Raw genomic sequence first — 24,520 nt, 5'->3', positions numbered from 1 at the left:
TTCATGTCGTGTATTCAAGCAGTCTACGGAGAGCATCTGGGGTGCGGGGACATTCCGCTGTTTATTGCGGAGAACCGCATGCTGCAATCGAGGTGTCCGATGATAGAAATAGAATCAAGTCGGCGTAGACAGATCTGAATCTCTGTTTCGCAGTAATCGTCTGCGTCGTGATGTTTGAATTCTGTAATTCATGATTTCGGTCCAGGCGAAATCCATCTATACAGAATTCGCTTGATGTGATCGGTGAGCGTGCTGACTCGTGTTGTCTCATTCGCGTTTGAAACGGCAGCTGATTGCATTCGTGTCCAACCGAAGGGGGCGCCGCCTGCACTCCCCGACGCCTTCCGGCCCGGGGGACTCAGACCAGATCGAGGAGGATGGTATGACAGCAAAACCAGAGACGATCATCATCAGCTCAGCGGGGAGACGCCTGTATCTCATCGACTGGTTTCGCGAGGCTTTCGAGGCTCTTGACATCGAAGGGCGAGTGGTCGTTGCGGAAAACGATCCGACAAGCTCCTCCGCTTCCTACGGCGACGTCGGCCGGAGTCTGCCGAAATACGATGATCCAGACTATGGTCGAGAGCTGATGAGCCTGGTTGCCGAATTCGACGCCAAGATCCTCATTTCGGCGAATGACTACGAGCTCATTCATGTCCATGTGAATAGCGGACTGGCGAACTCTCTTCGGGAGACTGGTGTGCTGGTGCCGGGAGTATCGGCGGCCTGGCAGGCCGGCTGCGCCGACAAGCTGCAGATGGCGCAGTTGCTCGCCGCCATTGAGGTACCGACGCCGGCGACCGTCAGCGGCGCGGATGACCAAGGAATCGATGAGTTGAGCGCTCGGGCCGACGAATTCGTCGTCAAGCACAGATTCGGCAGCGGGTCCTCGGGCCTGAGAGTGGTCTCAGCGGATCAGGTTCGCCAGGCGGTGACAGAAGCCGCACTTTCTGCCCCGGCGGCAGGCGGGCATCCGGGTACCCGGGATGATGTTGTGGTGCAGCCGAAGCTCCCGGGGGCTGAATACGGTGTCGACATCATCGGGAGTCTGACAGACGGCGGAATGCTCAGCGGCGTGCTGGCGCGCCGCAAGGTTCGCATGAGAGCCGGAGAGACGGACAAAGCCGTGACTGTCGACGCCGCACCCTTCGCTCGAATCTCTGAGCTGATTGCCGGAGCTTCAGATCTGACGGGGCTCATCGACGTCGACGTGTTCGTCGATGACTTCGGCGAGGCTTCCGTGATCGACATCAACCCTCGCTTCGGTGGTGGGTATCCATTCGTCCACCTTGCCGGTGCAGATGTGCCGCTGTACTACCTTTCTCAGGCATTCGATATCGAGGTCGATGAGTGCTGGAACAAATACGAGTTGGGTGTTGTGTCCGCCAAATACGAGAGTATTCGGGTGACGGGGCAAGTCTGAGAGGCTGTGACGCTTCTTCGCGCCTAGCGAAGACTCGGGTGCTATTGCTGGTGACTCGGTCGGCGGATCGGTTCCGACGCAGTCGAATTGCCGCATGGTGGTGGCGGACTACCGCACATCGCCTGCCGCAGGACGTGCCTAGTGATTGATTCCGGGCAGATTGGAAATCGGAACCAACGCGCGGGCAGTGTGCTGGCAGACCGGCATCGAAGACCGGACGTCTAAGAGGGGAGCTCACGTGTACGTCGATGAGCGTGACGCGGGTGTGATCCGCCGAGATGAAGGATGGGCGACCATGAGCTCGAAAGCTGAAGGGAAAGCGTACGATCCTCGCCTCAGCCTGGGAGACTTCATCGTCGAACTCGAATCCTCAGGGGTGGGTCCGGTTGACTCCGAGCTCTGCCACCTGCTGTGGACGGAATGCGCCGGTCGTGCTCGCTTCGCCGAGGCGGTCCTCCGCGCCGCTGCCACCGCAGGGGTCACGGTGGATCCTGGATCTGCGGCCTTCGCCGATTGGGTCGTCGAACTGTGTCCACGACTGTCCCTCGAGCTGGGAGCCGGTGACACAGCAGCCGCCTCGGTACTCGCTCAACTCAGCGCTGTGTCAGAGACGACCGCCTTGCGGGCGCTGACAGCGGTGGCCGACGACCTCCTCGGCGGAATAGGGGTCAATGACCCTGAAGGCGTGCTGGTCCGACTCCACTCCAGCGGGATACTCACTTGTGCGGAGGACCAGGTGAGGGGGTCACTGCTGCAGGTGCCCTCCCTCATCGCCGCCAAGCTGCGCCATGAGCTCGCCACCACAGCCGGTGGGGGATCCGCGGTCGCAGCCCTGCTCGAAGTGCTCATCGAGCATATGGAATCGGCAGGCACCGTCGAGCCGGAGCTCCTCAGCGACGTTTTGATCGTGGCCCGACACGGCGGCTACTGGACCCAGCTGCTGCGAGTGACCGAGGCGGTGGGCATTCCGATGTTCCTGCTCACGCCGCGGACCGCCTGCACCGCGTTTCGGCTTCTGCCGCCCAAGACTCGTGCGAACTGGCCCGGACTCGAATTCTTCGGAACCCTCGCCGAGGATATCGACGCTGATTCCGCGGCCGCCGATCCAGCACGCATCCGTGCCGCCGCGATCAGGCATACCGGCCCGGGACTCCTGAGGTCACGACTGCCGGGGATCCTCGGTGCCTCGGCACCGGGAGAAGATGAGAGCGGAGAGATCCGGCCGGACGGATTGCCGGTGGACGTCGTCGGCACCGTTCGTCAGATGATCGGTCTCGCCGATTCCGGCCGGCACGGTGACGCCGCAGAATTGGGCATCCGTGCCGCGGCGAAGATGCCCAGTGTGCGTGGGCGTTCCGTCGTCCGACTCCTCACTGCGATCGCACTCCACCATGCAGCCCAGTCTCGCCGGGCACTGTCCCTGCTCAATGAGATCGAGGGGCCAGCCCGGGCCGGTCACATCGACGGTGATTTCCTGCTGCCGGCAATCATCGCGTGGACGGCTCTCATCTCGGCCGTCAGCGGCGACTGTGAACGCGCCGATGCCCATCTCGCATCGGCGGCAGAGCCGTCCGAGACCAGCCGAGTCGGTGCCGGAACCGGCTCTGTCGCAGGTCGTTCAGAGACACCGCCGAGCGTCATCATCGACGAACACGTCACTCCGCCGCTGCGTATCGCAGCGGCACTGAGGGCTCTCGACCGACTCGACCTGGAACGAGCCCAGGCGGAGTTCGATGCGTTGTCCGCTTACCCCGAGCTGCGAACGTTGTGGGTCTATCTGCCTCTCATCGCCCGGACCTTGGCAGTGCTGTCCGCAAAGTCCGAATCCGGGTTGCTCTTCGTCAACGATGATGCCGAGCGATATCGCGATTCCGGAGTCCTCTCCGCCGCTGAGAAGGATCTGCTTGCGTTCGGTCGTAGCACGGTCTTCATCGCACTCGGCCAGCTGCGGTGGGCCGAGCTCGACCGAGAGAGGCTCTCGCCAGCGTGTGATGCGCGCATCGTCCTCGACGTCCGCTCAAAGCTCGTGGCCGGTCGCAACGACGAGGCGATAGCGTGCGCCGATACCTGGTTCTATCACCGCTCGCTCAGTCCGCGCAGCCGCGCAGAACTCGCCGCTATCAGAGCCGCAGCCAAACTGCGCACGGGGGACGAGGCCGCGGCGCAGAGTGACTTCATGATGGCTGTGAGTCTCTCGACCTGGGTGAGCTCGCTGCTGCCGCTTGCACTGCTGCCGCTGACCGATCGCAGCCGACTCGTCGACCTCACGGCCGACTCGCCCGTATGGGCGGAAGCTGCAAGTGAGTTCGCCGCGACCTTCGCTTCACCGGCGCAGCTGAGGGAGCGGCTGCGCCGTATCGGCCCGGTCTCCGTGGACCTGGCAGAAGCGCCGCAGCTCAACGCCGGCGAAGCCCAACTCATCGACCTGCTGGCACGGGGTCTGTCAGTCGCCGAGATCGCCGGCGAACTGCAGCAGGTTACCGGAACCGTGAAGAACCGTCTCTCCGCTCTCTACCGCAAATTCGGAGTCTCGAACCGGGCGGACGTCCTCAGCCGCGCTCGGTCCTTGGGGTACCTCACGCAGTGACGAGATCCCGCCTCCGGAACCCGACCATCCCAGCCCCGACGAGGACCACAGCGATGCCGACCAACCACAGCACCGCCTCGGCGGAGAGATCCTGTGCCGGATATTGGCCGATATGGGTGAACAGGGACAGGTCGAGGATCGCATCGTCGAGCTGCATCAGCCCGCCGAAGAGCGCGAGCACCGCCGAGGCACCGAAGACGATCCAGCTCAGGCTCATCAGCCGTGGGGCGAAGCCGTATAGCAGGTAGGCGAACCCGAGCAGCGCCCAGATCGACGGCGCCTGAGCGAGATGCCCGAGCAGGGTCGGCCACAGCAGAGACCAATCATCCATTGACATCGCCGCTCCCACACCCTCGCCGAGGCCGGCCATGGCCATCAGCCATCCCGCCCCGAACAGCGTCACCACAGCCCACGAAGCCAACCAGCCAGCACGGGAGACCGCGGTCGCGAGCACAGGTTCGGTGTGGAAGGAGGACTCCTCGGAACGCAGCCCACCAGCGGCGATGACCGCATACGCGGCGACGATGATCGCGAAGTACAGGGCCATGTATCCGAGGTAGCCGTCGACGACTCCGGACCGTCCGCCCATGATCGACAGGATCTCCGGCGGCATTCCAGCCGCTCCTTCGTCCATGGGCCCGGTGAACGAACCGAACACCACACCCATGACCAACATGCTCATCGACCACCAGATCAGGCTCGATGCCTGCAGGCGCAGTGCCAGACCGAACGACGTCGACAGCAGCGGTCCCGCCTGCGACCGGCCCAACCGTTCGGCGACGATCCCGGCTCCCAGGTCACGGCGTGACTGCAAGACGACGGCCACGACGACGAGGACCGCGAACAATCCGACCGAGTACAGCAGCGGCCACCAGCGATCGAGGGTGAACGACGCCGTCTGCTGCGACCATCCCAACGGTGAGAGCCACGACAGCCAATCGAGCGAACCCCCCCCCGACACGTGCGACATATCGCCGATCCCGCGGAGGACGAAGCTGAGTGCAAGCACTGCTCCGGCCATCGACGAGGCGGCCCTGGCGAACGCGCTCAGCTGCACCGTGACCGCGGTGACGGCGGCGAAGACACACCCCACCGCGCCGATTCCGACCGTGAACAGCACCGTCGCCGACCACGAATCCGGCTCGGCCTGAGAGAAGCCGAACGCCGCCGCCATACCCGCGCTGAGCAGGAGATTCATGAAGACCGTGAGCGCAAGGGCGGCGATCAGCTGAGTGTGCCGACCGGTGACGCCGGCGCGGACGAGTTCAGCTCGCCCGGTCTGCTCCTCGGCACGCGTATGCCGGGAGACGGTGAGGATCGACATCAGAGCCGCCCCGATCATGAGGAACACCCCGTACATGCCGACGATGAACCGCGGGATCGTCACTTGGTCGAGCCCGTAACCCGGCCCCGTGATGAGCGCCATCACCGGATTCTTCGAGAACGCCGTCATCGCCTGCAGCGAATCCGAATCCATGACCACCGCGATTGCATTCGCGAAATACGCGGTGAGCGCAGACAGCGCAATCACCCAGATCGGCAGCCACAGTCGATCCCGCCGCAGCATGAACCTCAGCAGGTGACCCAACCCTGCCAGGTTTCCCTCGCCGAGGCGGCCACGCCGAACACGTTCATGTGCACCATGATGATGCCCGGTTTGCGGTGAGTTCCCGGGACCTCCGTGGACAGTGCGATCCCCGTCGTCCGTGTATGCGGCCAGCAGATTCATGACTCCTCCTTGCCGTAGTGACGCAGCAGCAGCTGTTCGAGGGTCGGCGGGGTCGCGGTGAGCGATTCGACATCGTGTTCGCCGAGCGCCCGCATGATACGGGGCAGCTGCGCCGTATCGGCGCTGAAATGCAATCGCGAACCTTCGCGGACGAGGTCGTGGACTCCGGTCGTTTCGGACAGGGCGGGCACATCGTGTTCGAGCCCGACGGTGATCGTCGTCCGTGACAGGTGCCGCAGCTCGGACAGGGTCCCCGTCTCGACGATGCGACCCGACCGGATGATCGACACCCGATCGGCCAGGGCCTCGACCTGGGCGAGGATGTGGCTGGAGAGCAGCACCGTGCGCCCGGCGTCCTTCGCCTCGCGAATGCAGTCCTGGAACACCGCTTCCATGAGCGGGTCGAGCCCGGCCGTCGGCTCGTCGAGGAGCAGCAGTTCGACATCCGAGGCCAGAGCTGAGATGAGCGCGACCTTCTGCCGGTTGCCCTTCGAATAGGTCCGTCCCTTCTTCCGCGGATCGAGGTCGAAGCGTTCGATGAGCTCATCGCGACGACGTCTGTCCACACCTCCGCGCAGCCTGGCGAACAGGTCGATCGCCTCGCCGCCGGTCAGCCCTGGCCACAGTTCCACATCGCCGGGAACATAGGCCAGGCGGCGGTGCAGGGGGACCGCCTTCGACCAAGGATCCTCGCCGAGGAGGCGCACCGTACCCGAGTTATGTCGCAGGATTCCGAGCAGAATCCGGATCGTCGTCGACTTGCCGGCGCCGTTGGGGCCGAGGAAGCCGTGGACCTCGCCGCGGGCGACCTCGAGGTCGAGACCGTCGAGGGCGCGGACGCGTCCGTATGATTTCACGACTTCGCGCATCGAGATCGCCGCCGAGGCGGATGCTCGGCTGCCGTCGGTTCGGCGGGCGCCGGTCAACGTGCTCATGGTTCCTCATCTCTCAGTCCAGAGTTGTCAGGGACGGACTCGAGCGCTCCGTGCAGGTAGAGATCGAGCAGGTGTGGGGCGAGTCGGGTCATGGTCTCCGCGGTGTCGTCGGTGCCGAGGACCGAATGCAGGCGGTGTTCGAGCATTGCAGGTGCCAGGGCCATGACCGCGATGGTCGCCGCCTGGCCGTGCGGGTCCTCACTCTGACGAAAGGTGTAGCCGGCGAAACCGTCGGTGATATACGACTCGACGAGGTCGACGTAGTGATCGAAGTAGCGCTGACCGTGCTCGCTGGGGTCGAGCAGGGACTTGACGAGGTAGTCCACAGCGGTGGACATCTCGGGGTCGCCGAACATCATCTGCACAGCCATCGTGGCGTATTCGGCGTTGCGCGCCTTTGCGCTGGTGATCAGTTCGAATACATGGTCGTCGCAGGCGCTGCGCAGTCCGTCTTTGGAGCCGAAGTGGTGGATGACCAAGCCTGGGGAGACATCGGCGGCAGCGGCGATTCCGCGGACTGTGGTCTTCGTGAACCCGTGGCGGGCGAACTCGGCGACGGCGGCCGAGAGGATCCTCTGCGCCGTCTCCGGCGAGGTGTTGGGAGAGCGGCGCGAGTTGGAGTCGGAAGTCGTTGAACGCATGTTTAATATTAAACGCGCGTTCAATCAAGGTGTCAATAGATGGTGTGAACCGTGCTGAGCTGGCCGCGGTCAGGAGGGGTCGCGTCGTGCGAGTGCTGGTAACCGGGAGTGCAGTCGAGTTGCGGAGGCGAGCAGAGGATCTATGCGCGAGCGGGCAGCGTTATAGGCGGGGACGGCGTGCGAGAATGCGGCGTAGGTTCGAGGGGTGATGGGCAGTTCCCACGCCCCCATGTATTCGTGGGCGTCAGCGCCCATTTCAGTCTTGAAGCGGACCAGACCGCTACCGCCCATATCGAGGCCGAGGCAGTCCTTGACTCCACCCAGGTCGTAGGATTTAGCGCCTTCGGAAAGAAGCTGTCGAATCAAGGCGAGATACAGGGCATTCGAGGGCTTCATTCGTGGGTTGGTCGTGTCGGTCGCGGTGTGGATGCATTCAGCGGTCGAAGACACCCGAGCTGTGGTCGTGGCTCCGAGTACTTCGCCGTTGAAGCGGGCGAAATGCGTGGTGAAGCGGCCTGGCAGTCCTTGAGTGAGATGGGTCCACATGGTCCTGAAGAAGTCGGTGGACAGGGTTGCGAATCCGTTTCTATTCCCGGTTGAGGTGTACAGGAGCTGGAAATCATCGACGTCGGCAATGGATGCCAATTCGATCTTGACGCCTTCACGGGAGGCCTTCTTCGCGTTGTATCGCCAGGTCTTGTGCATTCCGGCAAGGATGTCATCTTCGGTGCGGTCTTCGAGATTCAGCAGGAAGTTGAAGCGGCCGTAATCGATATGCGTCTCCTGGGGGGCAGACTTTTCGATCCATCCGGAGTCGCGCATGATCGCCCTCAGCTGCAGAGCTGTGGGGTTGGTGTAATCGGGAGCGAGGTCACGGAAGTGCCTGGCGATCGGCTCGCGGAGTCCTGCTCGTACCGTTGCATTGTCCCACCGTCGGAGGCTGAGGTACGGGAGCATGCGGACGCCGATGACATCGTTTGCTTCGAGAAATGAACGCAACGTTGAGAGCTGCTCGCTTATGTCCGCATTGTCCCAATCGATCAGTGGGCCGTAGGGAATGAAAGCGAAGCGCTTCTTCGTTCCGGGGATCCGGCGGTAACGGATGATTGCGACCGAGATCGGATCTGCGCCGTCGGCATACCAGCCCACCGGCACGTAATCGGGCCAATCGACTCGCCGTGCCTCCGCCCAGAATGGAGTCTGTTGGTAGCTGACATCACCGAATCTCTGCAGGCTGGTGAGGAATGCGTCGGGTGTCATGGCTCGGATCGTAGTCATAGAGAAACCGTATTGTTCGGATGGTCGCCAGGGGGCGGAAGTTGTGTGCACGTGCGGATTCCCGCACCTGACTTGCGGTATTGATCGAGGGGCAGCAGGTGCTTCTCCTGAGTGTCGGGTGAAGCAGTCTGTTCTGAGAAATCTCGTTCCGCCTATTTACATACAACCAACCGGTTGTATGATTAATGGCATGAAAGGACTTCTCGACGATGAGGCGGATGCGCTGTTCCAGGCATTGGCCGACCGCACTCGGCGCGATATCGTGCGCCGAGTCGCTGGAGAAGGGCTTTCGGTGTCCGATCTGGCCGCCGACTACGACATGAGCTTCGCCGCAGTGCAGAAGCACGTTGCAGTCCTCGAACGTGCAGGACTCGTGACGAAGCGCCGAGTCGGCAAGCGGCAGATTGCGCACGCAGAGGTGGGTCCGCTTCGCACCATCAGAAGCATGCTCGCCGAGCTCGAAGACCAGTGGGTCGAACGAGTGCAGAGAATCGACGACCTTCTGGCCGGGGACGAGCAGGCCGGGTCGTGAGGCAAACCACCGCAATGCTTGAGGAGCAGCCATGCCGGTCATCGACACATACCATGACGAAGAGACACTGACCCTGACGATCGTCGCCGAGTTCGCGGCGCCGCTCGAGCGAGTGTGGGAGGTCTATGCCGATCCCCGCCAACTCGAGCAGATCTGGGGTCCACCGACGTACCCGGCCACGGTCGTCGACCATGCGCTCGAACCCGGTGGCAGAGTCACCTATTTCATGACGAGCCCGGAGGGTGAGAAGTTCTGCGGGCTGTGGGAACTGACCGCCGTCGACCGCCCCACGCGCTTGGAATTCCGCGACTACTTCGCCGATGAGGACTTCACCGTCGTCGAATCGATGCCCGGAAGCAGCTGCATCTACCGCTTCGAGACGACCGAGACCGGGACTCGTGCCACCTACGAATCGGTGTTCGACTCGACCGAGGGGCTGCGCACCGTGCTGGAGATGGGTGTCATCGAAGGCTCGACCGGAGCGATCAACCAGATCGACGATCTGCTCGCCCGGCAGTGAGCCGGCGCGGCCGGCGCCCGACCTCGCCGCAATGGCTCAGCTCTCGACGCGGGCCTGCATGGAGTGGGCCGGGGCGTCGGGTCGGACGGGAATGATGAGCGCCAAGCCGACCGCGAGGACGATGAGGATGCCCAGCGTCCCCGCCCGCTCGAAGCCGAAGATCTGAATCGACAAGGCGAACATCGCCGGTCCGAGGAAGCTCACAGCCCGTCCGGTCGTGGCGTAGAGTCCGAAGTTCTCCCCAGCCGATTCCGGTGGAGTGATGCGGGCGAGGAACGACCGGCTCGAGGCCTGAACCGGACCGACGCAGAAGCTCAAGATCAGGGCACAGGCCCAGAACACGGCCGCCTCGGCGCTGAAGAGGATCGGCAGCCCGCCGAGGATGATGACGATGAGACCGGTGATGATGACGGGTTTCGGCCCGAGTCGATCGTCGAACCACCCGGCGATCATCGCCCCGGCGCCGGCGGCGACGTTCGCGGCCACGCCGAGGATGATGATCTCCGACGCGGAGAACCCGTAGCCACCGGCGGCGAGGACGCCCGCGAAGGAGAAGATCGCGGCCAGGCCGTCCCGGAAGACCGCCGAGGCGATGAAGAACCGCAGCGTCTGATGCTCGGTCGACCACATCCGGATCAGACGGCGGACGAGGCCCGCGTAGTCGGCGATGAATGCTCTGATCGGGTGTCCTCCCGAGGTGCCCTTGACCTTCGCCCCCGGTGCCGAGATCAGAGCGGGGATCGCGAAGATCGCGAACCACACGGCGGAGAGGACTGCGACAATACGGAACCGCAGTCCTTCCTCGTCGCTGGCGCCGAGGAGGCCGACTTCGGGTTGGATGACGAGGACGAGGAGGATGACGAGGAGGACCAGCCCTCCGACATAGCCCATTCCCCAGCCGAATCCGGAGACCTTGCCGACGTTGTCGGGGTTGGTGATGCGGACCATGATCCCGTTGTAGGACACCTCGGCGAATTCGAAGAAGACGCTGCCGACGGCCAAGAGCAGAAGACCCAGCCACAGGTAGTCGGGGGAGTCGCGGACGAAGAACAGGCCGAACATCGTGAGCACGACGATTCCGGTGTGCACACCCAGCCACAGGCGATGCCGACCACCGGCATCGGCCCGGGTGCCGGCGGCCGGGGCGACGACGGCGATGACGAAACCGGCCGCGGCCATCGACCAGCCCAACGCCGAGGATCCGGCCTCCTCGGTGGAGGCGACGGACTTCGTCAGATACGGGGCGAAGACGAAGGTGATGATCACGGCGTTGAAGGACGCCGACCCCCAATCCCACAGGGCCCAATTGAAGATGCGCAGGCGATTGCCCGAACCAATGCCCGAACTGGGCGGATTCAACGTGGCCATGAGGCCACTGTACTGAATGCCGGGACCGAAACGTGGAGTGAGCCGTGGGGCAATTTCCCGGCTCGGGCCGCTCTTCTCGCAAGTCGTCTTTCCTGTTGCGGTGCAGAGTGGATTCCCGCCGTGACCAGGGATATCACCCCTGTTGTGTGGGTTCGGACTGAAAGTTGCCTTGAAGGAGGCTGGGGAATACGGCAGAGTGAAGCGGTAATCCATTCATTCGATCAGGAGGGCGACATGAGCGACCCCGACACGAGTTCCCAAGAGGGAAACGGGTTGGGTCCGGGCCCCGAAGAGCAGCTGCTCTTCGGCGAACCAGACCCCGTAGAACTTCATCTGCCCGAGAAACTCCACATCGGCGAATCCGACTCCGATGACGCAATCACTCAGAAGCTGCAGCGCCAGGGAGTGCGCATCGGCAAGGGCATGATCGCCCCGCGCGTATTCTGGCCGGCGCTGATCATCATCGTCGGCATCGTCGTATTCTCCGTGGCACTGCCCGAGGGCACCGGCAATGTCATCTCGAACATCCAGAACTGGATCGTCACTCAGCTCGGCTGGTACTACATGCTCGTCGTCGGGCTGTTCGTCGGCTTCGCGATCGTCGTCGGCTTCTCGAAGTTCGGCAAGATCAAACTCGGCAAGGACGACGACGAACCCGAATTCGGCGTCATGTCCTGGTTCGCCATGCTCTTCGCTGCGGGCATGGGCATCGGTCTCGTCTTCTACGGTGTGGCCGAACCTCTGACCTATGCGACGACCGGACCGAAGCCCGGCTGGCCCGGCGGTGAGGTCGAGAACGCCCAGATGGGCATGGCACAGACCTTCGTCCACTGGGGTCTGCACCCCTGGGCTCTCTATGCCGTGCTCGGTATGGCTTTGGCCTACGCCATCCACCGCCGCGGTCGCCCGCTGTCGATCCGATGGGCACTCGAACCGCTGCTCGGCAACAAGGTCAAAGGCTGGGCCGGTGACGTCATCGACATCATCGCGATCTTCGGCACCGTCTTCGGCATCGCCACCTCGCTGGGTCTCGGCGTCAAGCAGATCTCCGCAGGACTCAAGCACATCGGCGTCGTCGGCGACTACGACAACACATTCCTCATCATCCTCATCGTCATCATCACCTTGCTGGCCACTGCCTCAGTGGTCTCGGGTGTGGGCGCAGGAATCAAGTGGCTGTCGAACATCAACCTCACGATGGCCGGCGTCCTGCTGGTCACGGTCCTCGTCTTCGGCCCGACTCTGTTCCTGTTCCAGAACTTCGTCGAATCACTCGGCGTCTGGCTGGCGAACGTCCTCAACATGACTTTCGACATCGGTGCCTACTCCGGCAAGGAAGGCGCCGAATGGAACTCGAGTTGGACCCTCTTCTACTGGGGCTGGTGGATCTCCTGGGCACCCTTCGTCGGTGTCTTCATCGCCCGCATCTCCCGCGGGCGCACCGTCCGCGAGTTCATCGCAGGCGTCCTGCTCGTCCCTTCGATCGTCGGCTTCTTCTGGTTCTCCGTCCTCGGCGGAACCGGTATCTACCGTCAGATCTTCGGCTCCGGCGACCTCGTCGACCCGGACGAAGGAGTCGTCGCCGAGCGTGTCCTCTTCGACGTGCTCGGAGACCTGCCGCTGGGCTCGATCCTCTCGGTCATCGCGATCATCCTCGTGGCGATCTTCTTCATCACCTCCTCGGACTCGGGCTCCCTCGTCGTCGACATGCTCGCCTCGGGCGGTCACCCGAACCCGCCGATCTGGTCGCGCGTGCTGTGGGCGCTGATGGAGGGCGCGATCGCCATCGCGCTGCTCATGGCCGGCGGACTCACCGCCCTGCAGGCGGGATCGCTGGTCACAGCGTTGCCGTTCTCGATCGTACTGCTGCTTGTCTGCGTCTCGACTCTCAAGGCCTTCAGCATGGAGGCCAAGAGGACGGCAGCCATCGAACGAGCCGCACGGTTCCGTGCGGTCGGTGAGCACTTGGCCGATGACTTCGACGAATACCTCGGCGAGAAGGTCGACGAACGCATCGACTATCGGCTCAAGAGCTCCCAGGGCCTGCTCGGCAAGCAGCGCGCGAAGTCATCTTCCCGAGACAGCAAGCGCGGTGTGCGTGAGGTTCCGACCCGGGAGACGGAGACACCTCCGGACACGGAGTCCTGACCCGCACCGAGGCGTCTCGGTCCGGGAACGCTGCCTGCCCTCCACGGCGAGGCACGGTCCCGCACCGAGGCGGCTCACCTCCGACGCAACCGCTCGACCATCCGGTCGGGCGGTTGCGTCGTTCACGGCCGATGCCAGGGGAGGGCATCCTCGGCGACAGGATCCGAAATCGCGTTCCGGGATTCGTTCACGGCCGATGCCAAGGGAGGGCCGCCTCGGCGAGGGAAGCCGCGCTCCGGGCCTCCCTGCCATGGGCGGGACGGAACGAGTAGGCTGGTGGCAGCAGAAACGGCCGACCCCGACCAAGGAGCATGTATGCCCATCGCCAGCCCCGAAGTGTATGCCGAGATGATCGACCGCGCGAAGACCCAGGGCTTCGCCTACCCCGCGATCAACTGCACCTCCTCGCAGACGATCAACGCCGCCATCCGCGGCTTCGCCGAGGCCGGCTCCGACGGCATCGTGCAGATCTCCACGGGCGGTGCCGAATACATGTCCGGCCCGACGGTCAAGGACCGCGTGCGCGGTGCGATCGCGTTCTCCGTCTTCGCCGCCGAGGTGGCCAAGAGCTATGACGTCAACATCGCGCTGCACACCGACCACGCCCCGAAGGACGCCGTCGAAGCGTGGGTCAAGCCGCTGTTGGCCGAGTCGACCGAGCGAGTGAAGAACGGCGGCGAGCCCTACTTCCAGTCGCACATGTGGGACGGCTCGGCCGTTCCCCTCGACGAGAACCTCACCCTCGCCGAGGAGCTGCTCGAGCTCTCGGCGGCAGCTCACTCGATCCTCGAGATCGAGGTCGGCGTCGTCGGCGGCGAAGAGGACGGCGTCGAGAACGAGATCAACGAGAAGCTCTACACCTCCGTCGAGGACGGGCTGGCCACCGCCCGCGCGCTGGGCACCGGCGAGAAGGGCCGCTACCTCACGGCTCTGACCTTCGGAAACGTCCACGGCGTGTACAAGCCCGGCAATGTGAAGCTGCGCCCCGAACTCCTCGGCGAGATTCAGGAGAAGGTCGGTGCCGAGTTCGGCAAGAAGGCTCCCTTCGATCTCGTCTTCCACGGCGGCTCGGGCTCGAGCGCAGAAGAGATCGCCGAGGCGGTCCGCCACGGAGTCGTGAAGATGAACATCGACACGGATACCCAGTACGCCTTCACCCGTCCCATCGTCGAGCACATGTTCCGCAACTACGACGGAGTGCTCAAGATCGACGGCGAGGTCGGCGACAAGAAGCTCTACGACCCGCGCTCCTACGGCAAGGCCGCGGAGAAGGGCATGGCCGAGCGCATAGTCGAAGCCTGCCAGAATCTCGGCTCGGCAGGCACCAGCCTGAAGAAGTGAGGCTCAGCCGGCTCAGTTGGGACAGCCAGCTCAGCCGGCTCGGCTGGTGAGCAGGCTCGGCTGGTGAGCCGGAGGGCAGCAGCCTCTGCCCCGCGAACCGACAGCGGCCGTCGCCCGATTCCGGGCGGCGGCCGCTGCAGTTATGCGCATGTGGATCGTCCGGCGGGCGAATTGTGGTCACCTTCGGATACTTTCGCCGGAATCTAGGTCGCCATCGGATACTTTCGAGCGCGAAAACTATCCGATAGTGACCTACATTTGCGCCGAGGTTAAGGCATGAGCCGTAGGTCTCAGGGTCGGGCGGCGGTCGCTGCTCTGTGCGTCGCTGTGATTGGCACGAGGCCCGGGACGCCATTGTCCCGGGCCTCGCAGTCTGTCCCCCGCATCGGCGGACGAGTAGTCTGCCGAATGGCCTGCCTGCCGATCGGCCGCCTGCCGGGTGGCAGGCAGCCGACCGCGTGGGGCATCAGCCTTTCGGCACCGCCTCGCCGGCCTTGAGGCGAGCCACCCGCTGATCCCAGAAGTCGGCATTGCGCACGCCGATCTTCTCGGGCTCGAACACCGGGTCCAGGCCGTGCTTGGTCTGGCGTTCGAAGTCGCGCAGGAGCTTGAACGCCGGCTGCTGCAGGATGAGGATGCCGATGATGTTCAGCCAGGCCATAAGGCCCACGCCGATGTCGCCGAGCGCCCAGGCGCTGCCGGCCGTCGACATCGCACCGACGGCGACGGCGACGAGGATGAGCAGCTGCAGCACGCGCTTGCCGACGGCGAGCACCAGGGTGTTCTTGACCTTGCCCAGCAGGTACACGAGGTTCGTCTCGGCCATGTAGTAGTACGCGACGATCGTGGTCAGAGCGAAGAGGAAGATCGAGATCGCGATGAAGCCGGCACCGAAGCCGTGGATCATCGAGTCGAGTCCCGCCTGCGGCCACTTTTCGCCCGGAGTCGCAGCGATCTCCTCGGCCATCTGACCGCGACCGGTGCCGATGATCGTCGTCTCGTCTGCGTCGAAGACCTTGTACATACCGGTCGAGAGGATCATGAACGCGGTCGCCGAGCACACAAACAGGGTGTCGATGTAGACCGATCCGGCCTGCACGAGTCCCTGCTTCGAGGGGTGCGAGACCTCGGCGGCCGATGCGGCGTGCGGTCCGGTTCCCTGCCCGGCCTCGTTCGAGTAGATGCCGCGCTGGACGCCCCACTGGACCGCCATGCCGATGATGCCGCCGAAGGCCGCTTCCGGTCCGGCGTCGATGCCGAAGGCCGAGGTGAACATCAGCTCGAAGACCGGAACGATCTGGTCGGCGTTGATGATGGTCACGGCGATGGCCGCGATGATGTAGATGACTGCCATGAACGGAACCGCCAGCGAAGCGAAGTGAGCGATGCGCTTGATTCCGCCGACGACGATGAAGCCCATGACGATGACGAGCGCGATTGCGGTGCCCCAGGTGGGAACGCTCCAGGCGTTCTCGACGGCGCCGGAGATCGCATTGGACTGGATGCCCGGCAGCATGAAGGACATGGCGATGACGGTCACGGCCGCGAAGACCATGCCGTAGACCTTGAACAGGCCGCGGGCCTTGGTGTGGCGGTAGGCCTTCTCGAGGTAGAAGGCCGGGCCGCCGCGGTACTCACCGGTGCGGGGATCCTGTTCCTTGAAGATCTGTCCCAGGGTGGATTCGACGTAGGACGTCGAGGCGCCGAGGAGGGCTGAGATCCACATCCAGACGACGGCACCGGGGCCGCCGAAGCCGATGGCGGTGGCGACACCGGCGATATTGCCGACGCCGACGCGTCCGGCCAGAGAGATCGCCAGCGCCTGGAAGGACGAGACGCCCTCATTGGAGCTCTTTCCCGTGAACATCTGCCTGAAGATGGCGGGGATCTGACGGATCTGAACCGCGCGGGAGCGGATCGTGAAATAGACACCTGCGCCGAGGCACAGATAGACGAGGGCGGATGACCACACAACCCCGTTGAGCCAGTCGATGAAAGCGGACACGCTTCTCCATTCGTTCTTCCGCGCCGGGATCGCCGACACGGTGTTGCTTATCTAGCATCTGTCCCAGAGCACCGGCCAGCGGGGACCGGCCAGTTTCACGAGAGTTTCCCTAGCGTTCTCTGTGATGCACCTCATAAGTCAAGCCGATTGTCATCGGTGACGCAAATCGCATTCGCCGAGGCGGCCCCCCGTGGCGCTGCCGTCGACGCGGTCGTGTGATTTCACGGGGCCGGGGGCGTACCGCGGCAGGCGCGGGCGCAATGCGGGCGACGCCGAAAGGGATCTCGGCCATTGCGGCAAGGGAATTTCCGCTGTGTTGGTTGAGTCGCCTCGGCGAATTGTTGCGAAGTCATTGCGAACTGGATCACTTCATGTGGGTCAGTTCACTATTTGGGACGGGAACCGTATTATGTGGTGCGGATCTCTTCGAGCAAAGAAGACACGAAGAGCACTTGTGAAAGACAGGAACACCATGAAACGACGAACCGGTGCAAAGGCTGCGGCCATCGCCGCGGCCGGCGCTCTGCTCCTCTCCGCCTGCTCGACCTCGACGACCGGAGGCGGCGGCGGGGATGACAAAGGTGGAATGCTCACGGTCGGAACCACGGACAAGGTCGTGGCTCTCGACCCGGCTGCTGCGTATGACAACGGAAGCTCCCTCGTCGAACAGCAGATCTACCCGTACATCCTCGCCTACAAGCCGGGCACGGCCGAGCTCAACCCCTCGATCGCGGAATCGGCTGACTTCACCGAGCCGACGAAGTACGAGGTCAAGCTCAAGGACGGGCTCAAGTATGCCAATGGCAACGAACTGACCTCCTCCGACGTGAAGTTCTCCTTCGATCGGCAGCTGAAGATCCAGGACCCCAACGGGCCCTCCTCGCTGCTCGGCGGCTTGAAGTCCGTGGAGACCCCGGATGAGAAGACCGTCATCTTCAACCTCAAGCGCAAGAACGACCAGACCTGGCCGGGTGTGCTGGCCAGTGCCGCCGGACCGATCGTCGATGAAGATGTGTTCTCGGCCGACAAGGTCACGAAGGACCAGGAGATCGTCGACGGCAAGGCCTTCGCGGGCCCGTATACGATCGACGGCTTCAAGTTCAACGAGCTGATCACCTACAAGGCCAACCCGGACTACAAGGGCTTCGTCGAGCCGGCGAAGACCGAGACCGTGCAGATGAAGTACTACTCGGACGCGAACAACATGAAGCTCGACGTCCAGGAGAACACCATCGACGTGGCATGGCGTTCGCTCTCGGCCACCGACGTCGAGGACCTCGGCAAGAACGAGGACCTCAAGGTCCACAAGGGGCCCGGCGGGGAGATCCGCTACATCGTGTTCAACTACGACACGATGCCCTTCGGTGCGAAGACCGACGACGCCGACGAGAAGAAGGCGCTCGCTGTCCGCAAGGCGATGGCCGACTCCGTCGACCGTCAGGCGATCGCCAGCCAGGTCTACAAGGACACCTTCACACCGCTGTACTCGCACGTGCCCGACGGGCTTCCCGGCTCCGACGAACCGCTGAAGTCCGAATACGGCGACGGCAAGGGCGGCGCCGACGTCGAGAAGGCGAAGAAGGCGCTCAAGGACGCCGGAGTCAAGACCCCGGTGGAGCTGAAGCTCCAGTACAACCCTGACCACTACGGTCCCTCCTCGGGTGATGAATACGCCCTGGTGAAGGACCAACTGGACAAGACCGGGCTGTTCAACGTCAAGCTGCAGTCGACCGAGTGGGTGCAGTACTCGAAGGACCGCACTGACGACGTCTACCCGATGTACCAGCTGGGTTGGTTCCCGGACTACTCGGATGCCGACAACTACCTCATGCCGTTCTTCTACGACACGGATGAGACTCCGTCGTTCCTCGCCAACCACTACCGTGACGAGGCGATGAACAAGGAGCTCAACGCTCAGTCCTCGATCGCTGATAAGGGCAAGCGCGAAGATGCCCTGAAGAAGATCCAGGGTGAGCTGGCCGACGAACTGCCGACCCTGCCGCTGCTGCAGGGCAACCAGATCGCCGTGTCCGGCAAGGACGTCAAGGGCGTCGACGACACACTCGACCCCGCGTTCCAGTTCCGTCTGGCACTGCTGAGCAAGTGATCACCCACCCGAGGTGCAGGTGAGCCGATCAGGCCGCCTGCACCTCGTGGCGCGTCCGCGGCGAGGTGCGTACACCTGCAGTGACCCCCGCCGAGCCGTCCCTTGCCGCTCGCGCATCGAAACACATCCCATAAGGAACACATGTCTGCTGCCATCAGCGAACCAGGGGCTGAGGCCGCCGAGACTTCGGTCGCGGTCAAGAAGCCCTCGGGAGGCGGTCTGGGACGTTATGTCCTCATCCGCTTCCTGCTCATCATTCCCACCATCTTCATTCTCACCACTCTGGTGTTCTTCCTCATGCGCATCACCGGTGACCCGATCACCGCAGCGCTGGGCGGACGCCTGACGAAGGCCCAGCTGGCCGAGCGCGTCCACGCCGCCGGCTACGACCGGCCCATCCTCGTCCAGTACTTCGAATACCTGGGCAATCTGCTCAAGGGCGACTTCGGTACCGCGGTCTCCGACGGGCAGCCGGTCTCGTCGATCCTGCTCAACTACGGAGCAGCGACCGTCGAACTCGTCTTCTACGCGCTCATCGTCGCGTTCATCCTCGGCATCCCGCTGGGCATGCTCGCCGCCTACCACCGCGACAAGGCCCCCGATGCGGCACTGCGTGTGCTCGCGATCCTCGGCTATGCGACCCCGGTGTTCTTCGCGGGCATGGTCCTCAAACTCGTCTTCGGCGTCTTCCTGCCGATCCTGCCCGTCGCCGGCCGCGGCACCACAGAGACCGAATACATCATGTCCGGTGTCGTCGGCCCGACCAGGTTCTACCTCATCGACGCCCTGCGCATCGGCAACTTCTCCGTCCTCGGCGATGTGCTCGCCCATGCGGTGCTGCCGGCGATCGCGCTCGGCGTGCTCACCGCGGGAGTGTTCCTCCGGCTCGTGCGCACGAACCTCATCGGCACGCTCGAGCAGCAGTACGTCGACTCCGGTCGATCCCGCGGAATCTCCGAATACCGCCTGGTCACCAAGCACGCGTACCGTCCAGCGCTGATCCCGATCATCACGGTCATGGGTATGCAGATCGCGCTCATGCTCGCCGGCGCCGTGCTCACCGAGACGACGTTCGAGTGGAAGGGGCTCGGCTTCAAACTCGCCGAGTACCTGACCGCCCGTGACTTCGTGGCTGTGCAGGGAATCGTCGTGTTCCTCGCCGTCATCGTCGCGGTCACGAACTTCCTCGTCGACGTCATCGCCGCGTTCATCGACCCGAGAGTGAGGTACTGATGTCCACTCCAGACAACCCGCAGAACCAGGGCCCGGCTGAAGAGGCCCAGACCTTCGCCGAGGAGGCTCCCGGCTCCGGAGTACCGGCAGTGGCGTTCGACGACCGGGCCAAGAAGTCCTGGTTGTCCCGCCTGCCGATCATCTCGCATCTGCGCCAGTCCGTGGGGCTGCAGCGCGGAATGCTCATCACCGGCCTCGTGCTGTGCGGAATCGTGCTCATCTGCGCGATCTTCGCACCGCTCATCGCCCCGTACGGCTTCAACCAGCTGGGCACCTCCGAGGGCAACTTCGGGTCGAAGCTGCCGCCCGGCGGCACCCATATCTGGGGCACTACCGTCGGCGGCTACGATGTGTTCTCCCGTGTCGTCTGGGGTGCCCAGACCGCAGTGGCCGTCATCGTCGTGGCCGTGGTCATGTCGATCTTCGCCGGTGTCATCCTCGGTCTCGTCTCCGGCTACATCGGCGGATGGCTCGACCGCATCCTCGTCGTCATCGCCGATGCCGTCTACGCCTTCCCGACCCTGCTGCTGGCGCTGGTCATGTCGATTGCGATCTCCGGCGGTCAGTCGAGCGCGTGGGGCGGCATCGCCGCGGCCGCATTCTCGATCACGGTCGTCTTCATCCCGCAGTACTTCCGCGTCGTCCGTGCCGAGACTCTGCGGTTGAAGGCCGAACCGTTCGTCGAATCGGCGATCGTCCTCGGCGCCTCGAAGACGCGGATCATCTCCAAGCACATCTTCCGCAATGCCACGCGGACCCTGCCGCTGATCTTCACACTCAACTCCTCCGAGGCGATCCTGACCTTGGCCGGACTCGGGTTCCTGGGATTCGGCATCGAACCCACCTCGGCGTCGGAATGGGGATATGACCTCAACAAGGCACTGCCGGATGTCACCTCCGGCGTGTGGTGGACGGCGGTGTTCCCGGGCGTGGCCATCGTGCTCACGGTGCTGGGAATCACCCTGGTCGGTGAGTCGATGAACGACCTCAACGACCCGCGTCTGCGTGTGAGGCGCAAAGCCAAGGTCAAGAACGTCAAGCCCGCGGAGGTCACGGCATGAGCAAGCAGAAACACGAGCGGACCGCCTCGGCGACGGACAGCATCCTCGATGTCGACAGTCTCGACGTCACCTTCTCCACCGACGGCGGGGACGTCCACGCCGTCAAGGACGTGTCGCTGAGCGTCTCGCCCGGGGAGGTGCTGGCGATCGTGGGTGAGTCGGGGTCCGGTAAGACCGTGACAGCCCGGTCGATCCTGGGGCTGCTGCCCGAGACGGCGCAGCGAACCGGGGCCATCGTCATCTCCGGGCAGAACGTACTCAGCGTCTCCGCCGATGAGCTGCGGGCCATGCGCGGCCGAGATGTGGCGATGGTCTTCCAGGAGCCGTCGACGGCGCTCAACCCCGTCTTCACGGTCGGGTGGCAGATCGCCGAAGGTCTGCGCGCGCACGATAAGAAGGCGAGCAAGGCCGACCTCAAGGCGCGCGTCGTCAAGGCCATGCGGCAGGTCGGAATCCCCGATGCCGAAAGCCGTTTCGACTACTACCCGCACCAGTTCTCGGGCGGGCAGAAGCAGCGCATCGTCATTGCCATGGCCCTGGCACTCGGGGCGAAGCTCATCGTCGCCGACGAGCCGACCACCGCACTCGACGTCACCGTGCAGGCGGAGATCCTCGACCTGCTGCGCGAGCTGCGCGACGAGACGGGCACTGCTATCGTGCTCATCACCCACAACATGGGCGTCGTCGCCGACCTCGCCGATCGCGTGGCCGTGATGCTGCGCGGCGACCTCGTCGAGGTGTCGTCCGTCGAACAGCTCTTCAACGATCCGCAGGAACAGTACACGCGCGAACTCCTCGCCGCTGTGCCGCGGATCGGATCCACCGTGGCCGGCAGTCGCAAGGCGGCCGCCGCCTCAGCGCGCACTGACTCGACGGGAGAGGCCTCGGGTGGGGTCGCCTCGGCGGGGGAGACGTCGGACGGGCCTGCCTCGGCGAGGGAGGGAGCCGCCTCGGCGAAGAACGGGGACGCGCGAGAATCGATCGTGACCGCGCGCGAGCTCGACATCGTCTATCCGGGCGGCATCGGCAAGTCGGACTTCCACGCGGTGAAGAAGGTCAGCTTCGACATCAAGGCCGGCGAGGTCTACGGGCTCGTCGGTGAGTCGGGGTCGGGCAAGACGACGATCGGACGCGCGATCGCGGGCCTGACCAGGGCCAGCGGCGGGAGTCTGTCGGTGCTCGGGCACGAGATGGTCGGGTTCAAGGAGCGTGAGTTCTCGAAGATCCGGCGACGGATCGGGTTCGTGTTCCAGGACCCGGCGGCCTCGTTCAATCCGCATCTGTCGATCGGGGAGTGCATCGCCGAACCGTTCGCGATCCACCGTCGGGAGATGAGCGCGAACGACCGGTCGCAGCGAGTGCTCGAACTCCTCGATTCCGTGCAGCTGCCGAAAGCGTATGCGGCGCGGTATCCGCATGAGCTCTCCGGCGGTCAGCGGCAGAGGGCGTCGCTGGCGCGCGGACTGGCGCTCGATCCGGAGCTGCTCATCGCCGATGAGCCGACCTCGGCGCTCGATGTGTCCGTGCAGGCGAAGGTGCTCGAGCTCTTCGTCGAGCTGCAGAACCGCTTCGACTTCGCGGCGCTGTTCATCAGCCACGACCTCGCCGTGGTCGACATGCTCTCCGACCGTATCGGGGTGCTCTTCCACGGCGAGCTGCTCGAAGAGGGCGCAGGTGAGCAGGTTCTCGGTGCGCCGCAGGAGGACTACACCAAACGCCTCATCGCCTCGCTGCCGGTCCCGGACCCGAAGGAGCAGGCGAAGCGCCGCGAGCTGGCAAGAACCCTCCGCCCAACCCCCTAATTACTACCTGACGGCGGCGCAGCAACCTCGCGCGAGGTAGCTGGGCCGCCGTCAGGTAGTAAGGGGGTCAGTGGGTGTCGGCGATGAAGTCGAGCATTCCGGCCTGATTGACCGGCAGGGCCAGCAGGCGGTCGAGTTCGGCCTCGTCGGGGTCGATGCCGAGGATGCGCATCGAGTACTGAGTGAAGTCGCGCTCGATCATGTCAGGCGTCAGGTCTCCCGTCGGCCGGTACCACAGCGAGAGTGAGTTGCAGATCGAGTGGATGGCTCGGGTGGCCAGAGCCGCACTGCTGACGCGGAACTTCCCAGCGTCGATGCCGGCCTGGACGATATCGCCCATGATCTCGCGGGCCTCCCGCTGGAGTTCTTTCACGCGGACGGCGTTGTCGCCGGTGAGCCGTTCGGTATCGCGCAGCAGCACGGTGGAGACCGAGACGTTCTCCATGCGATAGCGGGCGAGATAGCGCACCGCCACGGCCAGCTGATCGACGACATCATCATCGACGTCGGCGATGACCGCTCGGCAGTGCTCGACGTACCAGGTATACGCTGTGTGGACGAGCTCGTAGAGAGCTTCCTGCTTGGACGGGAAGTAGTAGTAGAGCGCGGAGAGGCTCAGACCTGCTGTCTGGGCGATATCGCGGATGGACGCGCCGTCGAATCCTTTGTCCGCGAAAGTGTCCCGGGCCGAGCGGAGAATATTGTTGCGGCCGTTGGTTGAGCGCACGATGACCGGACTCCTTGCCTTGTTTTCCGTTGAAGCCGACTTTTTAACGAACAGTCTTTCACTTGCCCAACGACCATACACGACAGGTGGTCTCTGCGGGCCTGATTTCGCGCGGAATTACGGTATCGCCGTGTTCGGCGTCCGTTGCGACCGGTCGCGGACTTCGTATGGCCCCGTCACCGGAATAGTGATCGAGCAGTGCCTGGTCAGTGACCTGACCCAGCCTCAACCGGTGACCAGCGTCACTCTCTATCTGGGAATGATTGAGTGTTCAACGATGTTGGTCACGGTGGAGTTGCAGCCGACCCGGTTCGCCGAGGTCGCAGGCTCGGCCCGTGAACTCGACCGCCATGGCCGCCCGGCCGGTGGGCACCGCTCAACGATTTGAGGACGCATATGCTCAACATTGCCATCATTCCCGGAACTTCCCGCCCGCAGGCGCTCAACCCGCAGATCGTGAGCTGGGTCGAGCAGCAGCTGGCTTCCAATGATGACGTCCGAGCCGAGGTCGTTGACTTCGGCAGCTTCGACCTGCCCCTCCTCGACGAGGTGATCCCCGCCGGTGCGAAGATGTACGCCAACGACCACACGAAGGCCTGGGGCGCGAAGCTCGAAGAGTTCGACGCCTTCATCTTCGTCACCCCTGAGTACAACCACTCGATCTCCGGCTCGCTGAAGAACGCCCTCGACTTCGTCGCGACCGAGTTCAACCACAAGGTCGCCGGCATCGTGAACTACGGCGCCGACAAGGGAGTGCGCGCCGCTGAGCACCTGCGCCATATCCTCGCGAACTACAAGCTCGCCGTCGTCCGCGACCAGGCGTCGTTCTCGATCTTCACCGACGTCGCCGACGGCACGTTCGCCCCGACCGAGGTCTCGGCCGCCCCGTTCGCCTCCATGGTCGACGACATCGTCGCCTGGGGCGAGGCCCTGAAGTACGTGCGCGAAGCCGACGCCGAGGAGCAGGCCGCCTGAGTCCACTCTCGCAGCTGAGCTGAGACAGGCCCGCCGGTCACCCGACCGGCGGGCTTCGTCGTCCCCGCGTCGACCGAAACCGTCGCCGTCGCGACCGAAACCGTCCCC

General features: G+C 64.1%; 19 protein-coding genes. 12 read left to right on the top strand and 7 right to left on the bottom strand.

Annotation, left to right across the window (positions count from 1 at the left end):
- Positions 1–382: 382 nt before the first annotated feature.
- Both HK353_RS09335 and HK353_RS09330 read left to right on the top strand, forming a co-directional pair.
- Positions 383–1,423, top strand: coding sequence for an ATP-grasp domain-containing protein (locus HK353_RS09335; RefSeq protein WP_173155496.1), 1,041 nt, complete (start codon positions 383–385; stop codon positions 1,421–1,423).
- Positions 1,424–1,718: 295 nt separating this feature from the next.
- Positions 1,719–4,010 (top strand): helix-turn-helix transcriptional regulator, encoded by a 2,292-nt coding sequence (locus HK353_RS09330; RefSeq protein ID WP_173155494.1) that lies wholly within the window; start codon positions 1,719–1,721, stop codon positions 4,008–4,010.
- Here the strand turns inward: HK353_RS09330 and HK353_RS09325 are convergent.
- From HK353_RS09325 to HK353_RS09310, 4 genes are all read right to left on the bottom strand, one after another.
- Positions 4,000–5,739: an ABC transporter permease gene (locus tag HK353_RS09325; RefSeq protein WP_173155492.1), complete on the bottom strand. Its 1,740-nt coding sequence runs from the start codon at positions 5,737–5,739 to the stop codon at positions 4,000–4,002. The two genes, HK353_RS09330 and HK353_RS09325, sit on opposite strands and share 11 nt — an antisense overlap.
- On the bottom strand, positions 5,736–6,674 hold the full coding sequence (locus HK353_RS09320; protein WP_173155490.1) for an ABC transporter ATP-binding protein: 939 nt from the start codon (positions 6,672–6,674) through the stop codon (positions 5,736–5,738). The genes HK353_RS09325 and HK353_RS09320 overlap by 4 nt, the downstream gene beginning before the upstream one ends.
- Positions 6,671–7,315 carry a TetR/AcrR family transcriptional regulator gene (locus HK353_RS09315; protein WP_039212078.1) on the bottom strand — a complete coding sequence of 215 codons (645 nt, stop codon included), beginning with the start codon at positions 7,313–7,315 and terminating at the stop codon, positions 6,671–6,673. Before HK353_RS09315 ends, HK353_RS09320 begins: the two co-directional genes overlap by 4 nt.
- A 69-nt stretch (positions 7,316–7,384) precedes the next feature.
- A complete protein-coding gene (locus HK353_RS09310; protein WP_173155488.1) occupies positions 7,385–8,575 on the bottom strand; it encodes a lipid II:glycine glycyltransferase FemX in 1,191 nt (396 codons plus the stop codon).
- Between the two features lie 208 nt (positions 8,576–8,783).
- Here HK353_RS09310 and HK353_RS09305 point away from each other — a divergent pair, with 208 nt between their 5' ends.
- Both HK353_RS09305 and HK353_RS09300 read left to right on the top strand, forming a co-directional pair.
- Positions 8,784–9,125, top strand: coding sequence for an ArsR/SmtB family transcription factor (locus tag HK353_RS09305; protein ID WP_039212082.1), 342 nt, complete (start codon positions 8,784–8,786; stop codon positions 9,123–9,125).
- Between the two features lie 31 nt (positions 9,126–9,156).
- A complete protein-coding gene (locus tag HK353_RS09300) occupies positions 9,157–9,645 on the top strand; it encodes an SRPBCC family protein (RefSeq protein ID WP_173155478.1) in 489 nt (162 codons plus the stop codon).
- A 36-nt stretch (positions 9,646–9,681) separates the two neighbouring features.
- Here the strand turns inward: HK353_RS09300 and HK353_RS09295 are convergent, their stop codons facing one another.
- Positions 9,682–11,013, bottom strand: a complete 1,332-nt coding sequence (locus tag HK353_RS09295; RefSeq protein ID WP_173155476.1) for an MFS transporter — start codon at positions 11,011–11,013, stop codon at positions 9,682–9,684.
- A gap of 234 nt (positions 11,014–11,247) precedes the next feature.
- On the opposite strand from HK353_RS09295, the gene HK353_RS09290 reads away from it, so the two are divergent.
- Both HK353_RS09290 and fbaA read left to right on the top strand, forming a co-directional pair.
- Positions 11,248–13,161: a BCCT family transporter gene (locus HK353_RS09290; RefSeq protein WP_173155474.1), complete on the top strand. Its 1,914-nt coding sequence runs from the start codon at positions 11,248–11,250 to the stop codon at positions 13,159–13,161.
- Positions 13,162–13,476: 315 nt separating this feature from the next.
- Entirely contained in the window at positions 13,477–14,502 is a 1,026-nt protein-coding gene (fbaA, locus tag HK353_RS09285) for a class II fructose-bisphosphate aldolase (protein ID WP_173155472.1), read from the top strand.
- A gap of 466 nt (positions 14,503–14,968) precedes the next feature.
- Here fbaA and HK353_RS09280 read toward each other — a convergent pair whose 3' ends face one another.
- Complete coding sequence (locus HK353_RS09280; protein WP_173155470.1) at positions 14,969–16,507, bottom strand: amino acid carrier protein; 1,539 nt, start codon at positions 16,505–16,507, stop codon at positions 14,969–14,971.
- A 472-nt stretch (positions 16,508–16,979) separates the two neighbouring features.
- Here HK353_RS09280 and HK353_RS09275 point away from each other — a divergent pair, with 472 nt between their 5' ends.
- From HK353_RS09275 to HK353_RS09260, 4 genes are all read left to right on the top strand, one after another.
- Positions 16,980–18,614, top strand: a complete 1,635-nt coding sequence (locus tag HK353_RS09275; RefSeq protein ID WP_173155468.1) for an ABC transporter substrate-binding protein — start codon at positions 16,980–16,982, stop codon at positions 18,612–18,614.
- A gap of 141 nt (positions 18,615–18,755) precedes the next feature.
- Positions 18,756–19,847, top strand: a complete 1,092-nt coding sequence (locus HK353_RS09270; protein ID WP_173155466.1) for an ABC transporter permease — start codon at positions 18,756–18,758, stop codon at positions 19,845–19,847.
- Positions 19,847–20,908, top strand: coding sequence for an ABC transporter permease (locus HK353_RS09265; RefSeq protein ID WP_245395905.1), 1,062 nt, complete (start codon positions 19,847–19,849; stop codon positions 20,906–20,908). The genes HK353_RS09270 and HK353_RS09265 overlap by 1 nt, the downstream gene beginning before the upstream one ends.
- The gene (locus HK353_RS09260) at positions 20,905–22,710 is read left to right on the top strand and encodes a dipeptide ABC transporter ATP-binding protein (protein ID WP_173155464.1); all 1,806 of its coding nucleotides are present in this window, start codon (positions 20,905–20,907) and stop codon (positions 22,708–22,710) included. Before HK353_RS09265 ends, HK353_RS09260 begins: the two co-directional genes overlap by 4 nt.
- A gap of 67 nt (positions 22,711–22,777) precedes the next feature.
- On the opposite strand, the gene HK353_RS09255 is transcribed toward HK353_RS09260, so the two are convergent.
- Positions 22,778–23,437, bottom strand: coding sequence for a TetR-type transcription factor C-terminal domain-containing protein (locus tag HK353_RS09255; protein WP_173155462.1), 660 nt, complete (start codon positions 23,435–23,437; stop codon positions 22,778–22,780).
- A gap of 1 nt (position 23,438) precedes the next feature.
- Between HK353_RS09255 and HK353_RS09250 the strand changes: the two genes are divergently transcribed.
- Both HK353_RS09250 and HK353_RS09245 read left to right on the top strand, forming a co-directional pair.
- On the top strand, positions 23,439–23,825 hold the full coding sequence (locus HK353_RS09250; protein ID WP_173155460.1) for a hypothetical protein: 387 nt from the start codon (positions 23,439–23,441) through the stop codon (positions 23,823–23,825).
- Positions 23,826–23,833: 8 nt separating this feature from the next.
- A complete protein-coding gene (locus HK353_RS09245; protein WP_173155458.1) occupies positions 23,834–24,412 on the top strand; it encodes an NADPH-dependent FMN reductase in 579 nt (192 codons plus the stop codon).
- Positions 24,413–24,520 lie beyond the last annotated feature (108 nt).

This window comes from Brevibacterium permense (assembly GCF_013280495.1).
GTDB classification, from domain to species: Bacteria; Actinomycetota; Actinomycetes; order Actinomycetales; family Brevibacteriaceae; genus Brevibacterium; species Brevibacterium permense.
The sequence above is the reverse complement of the archived record's forward strand: the minus strand, read 5'-3'. Positions and strand labels throughout refer to the sequence as shown.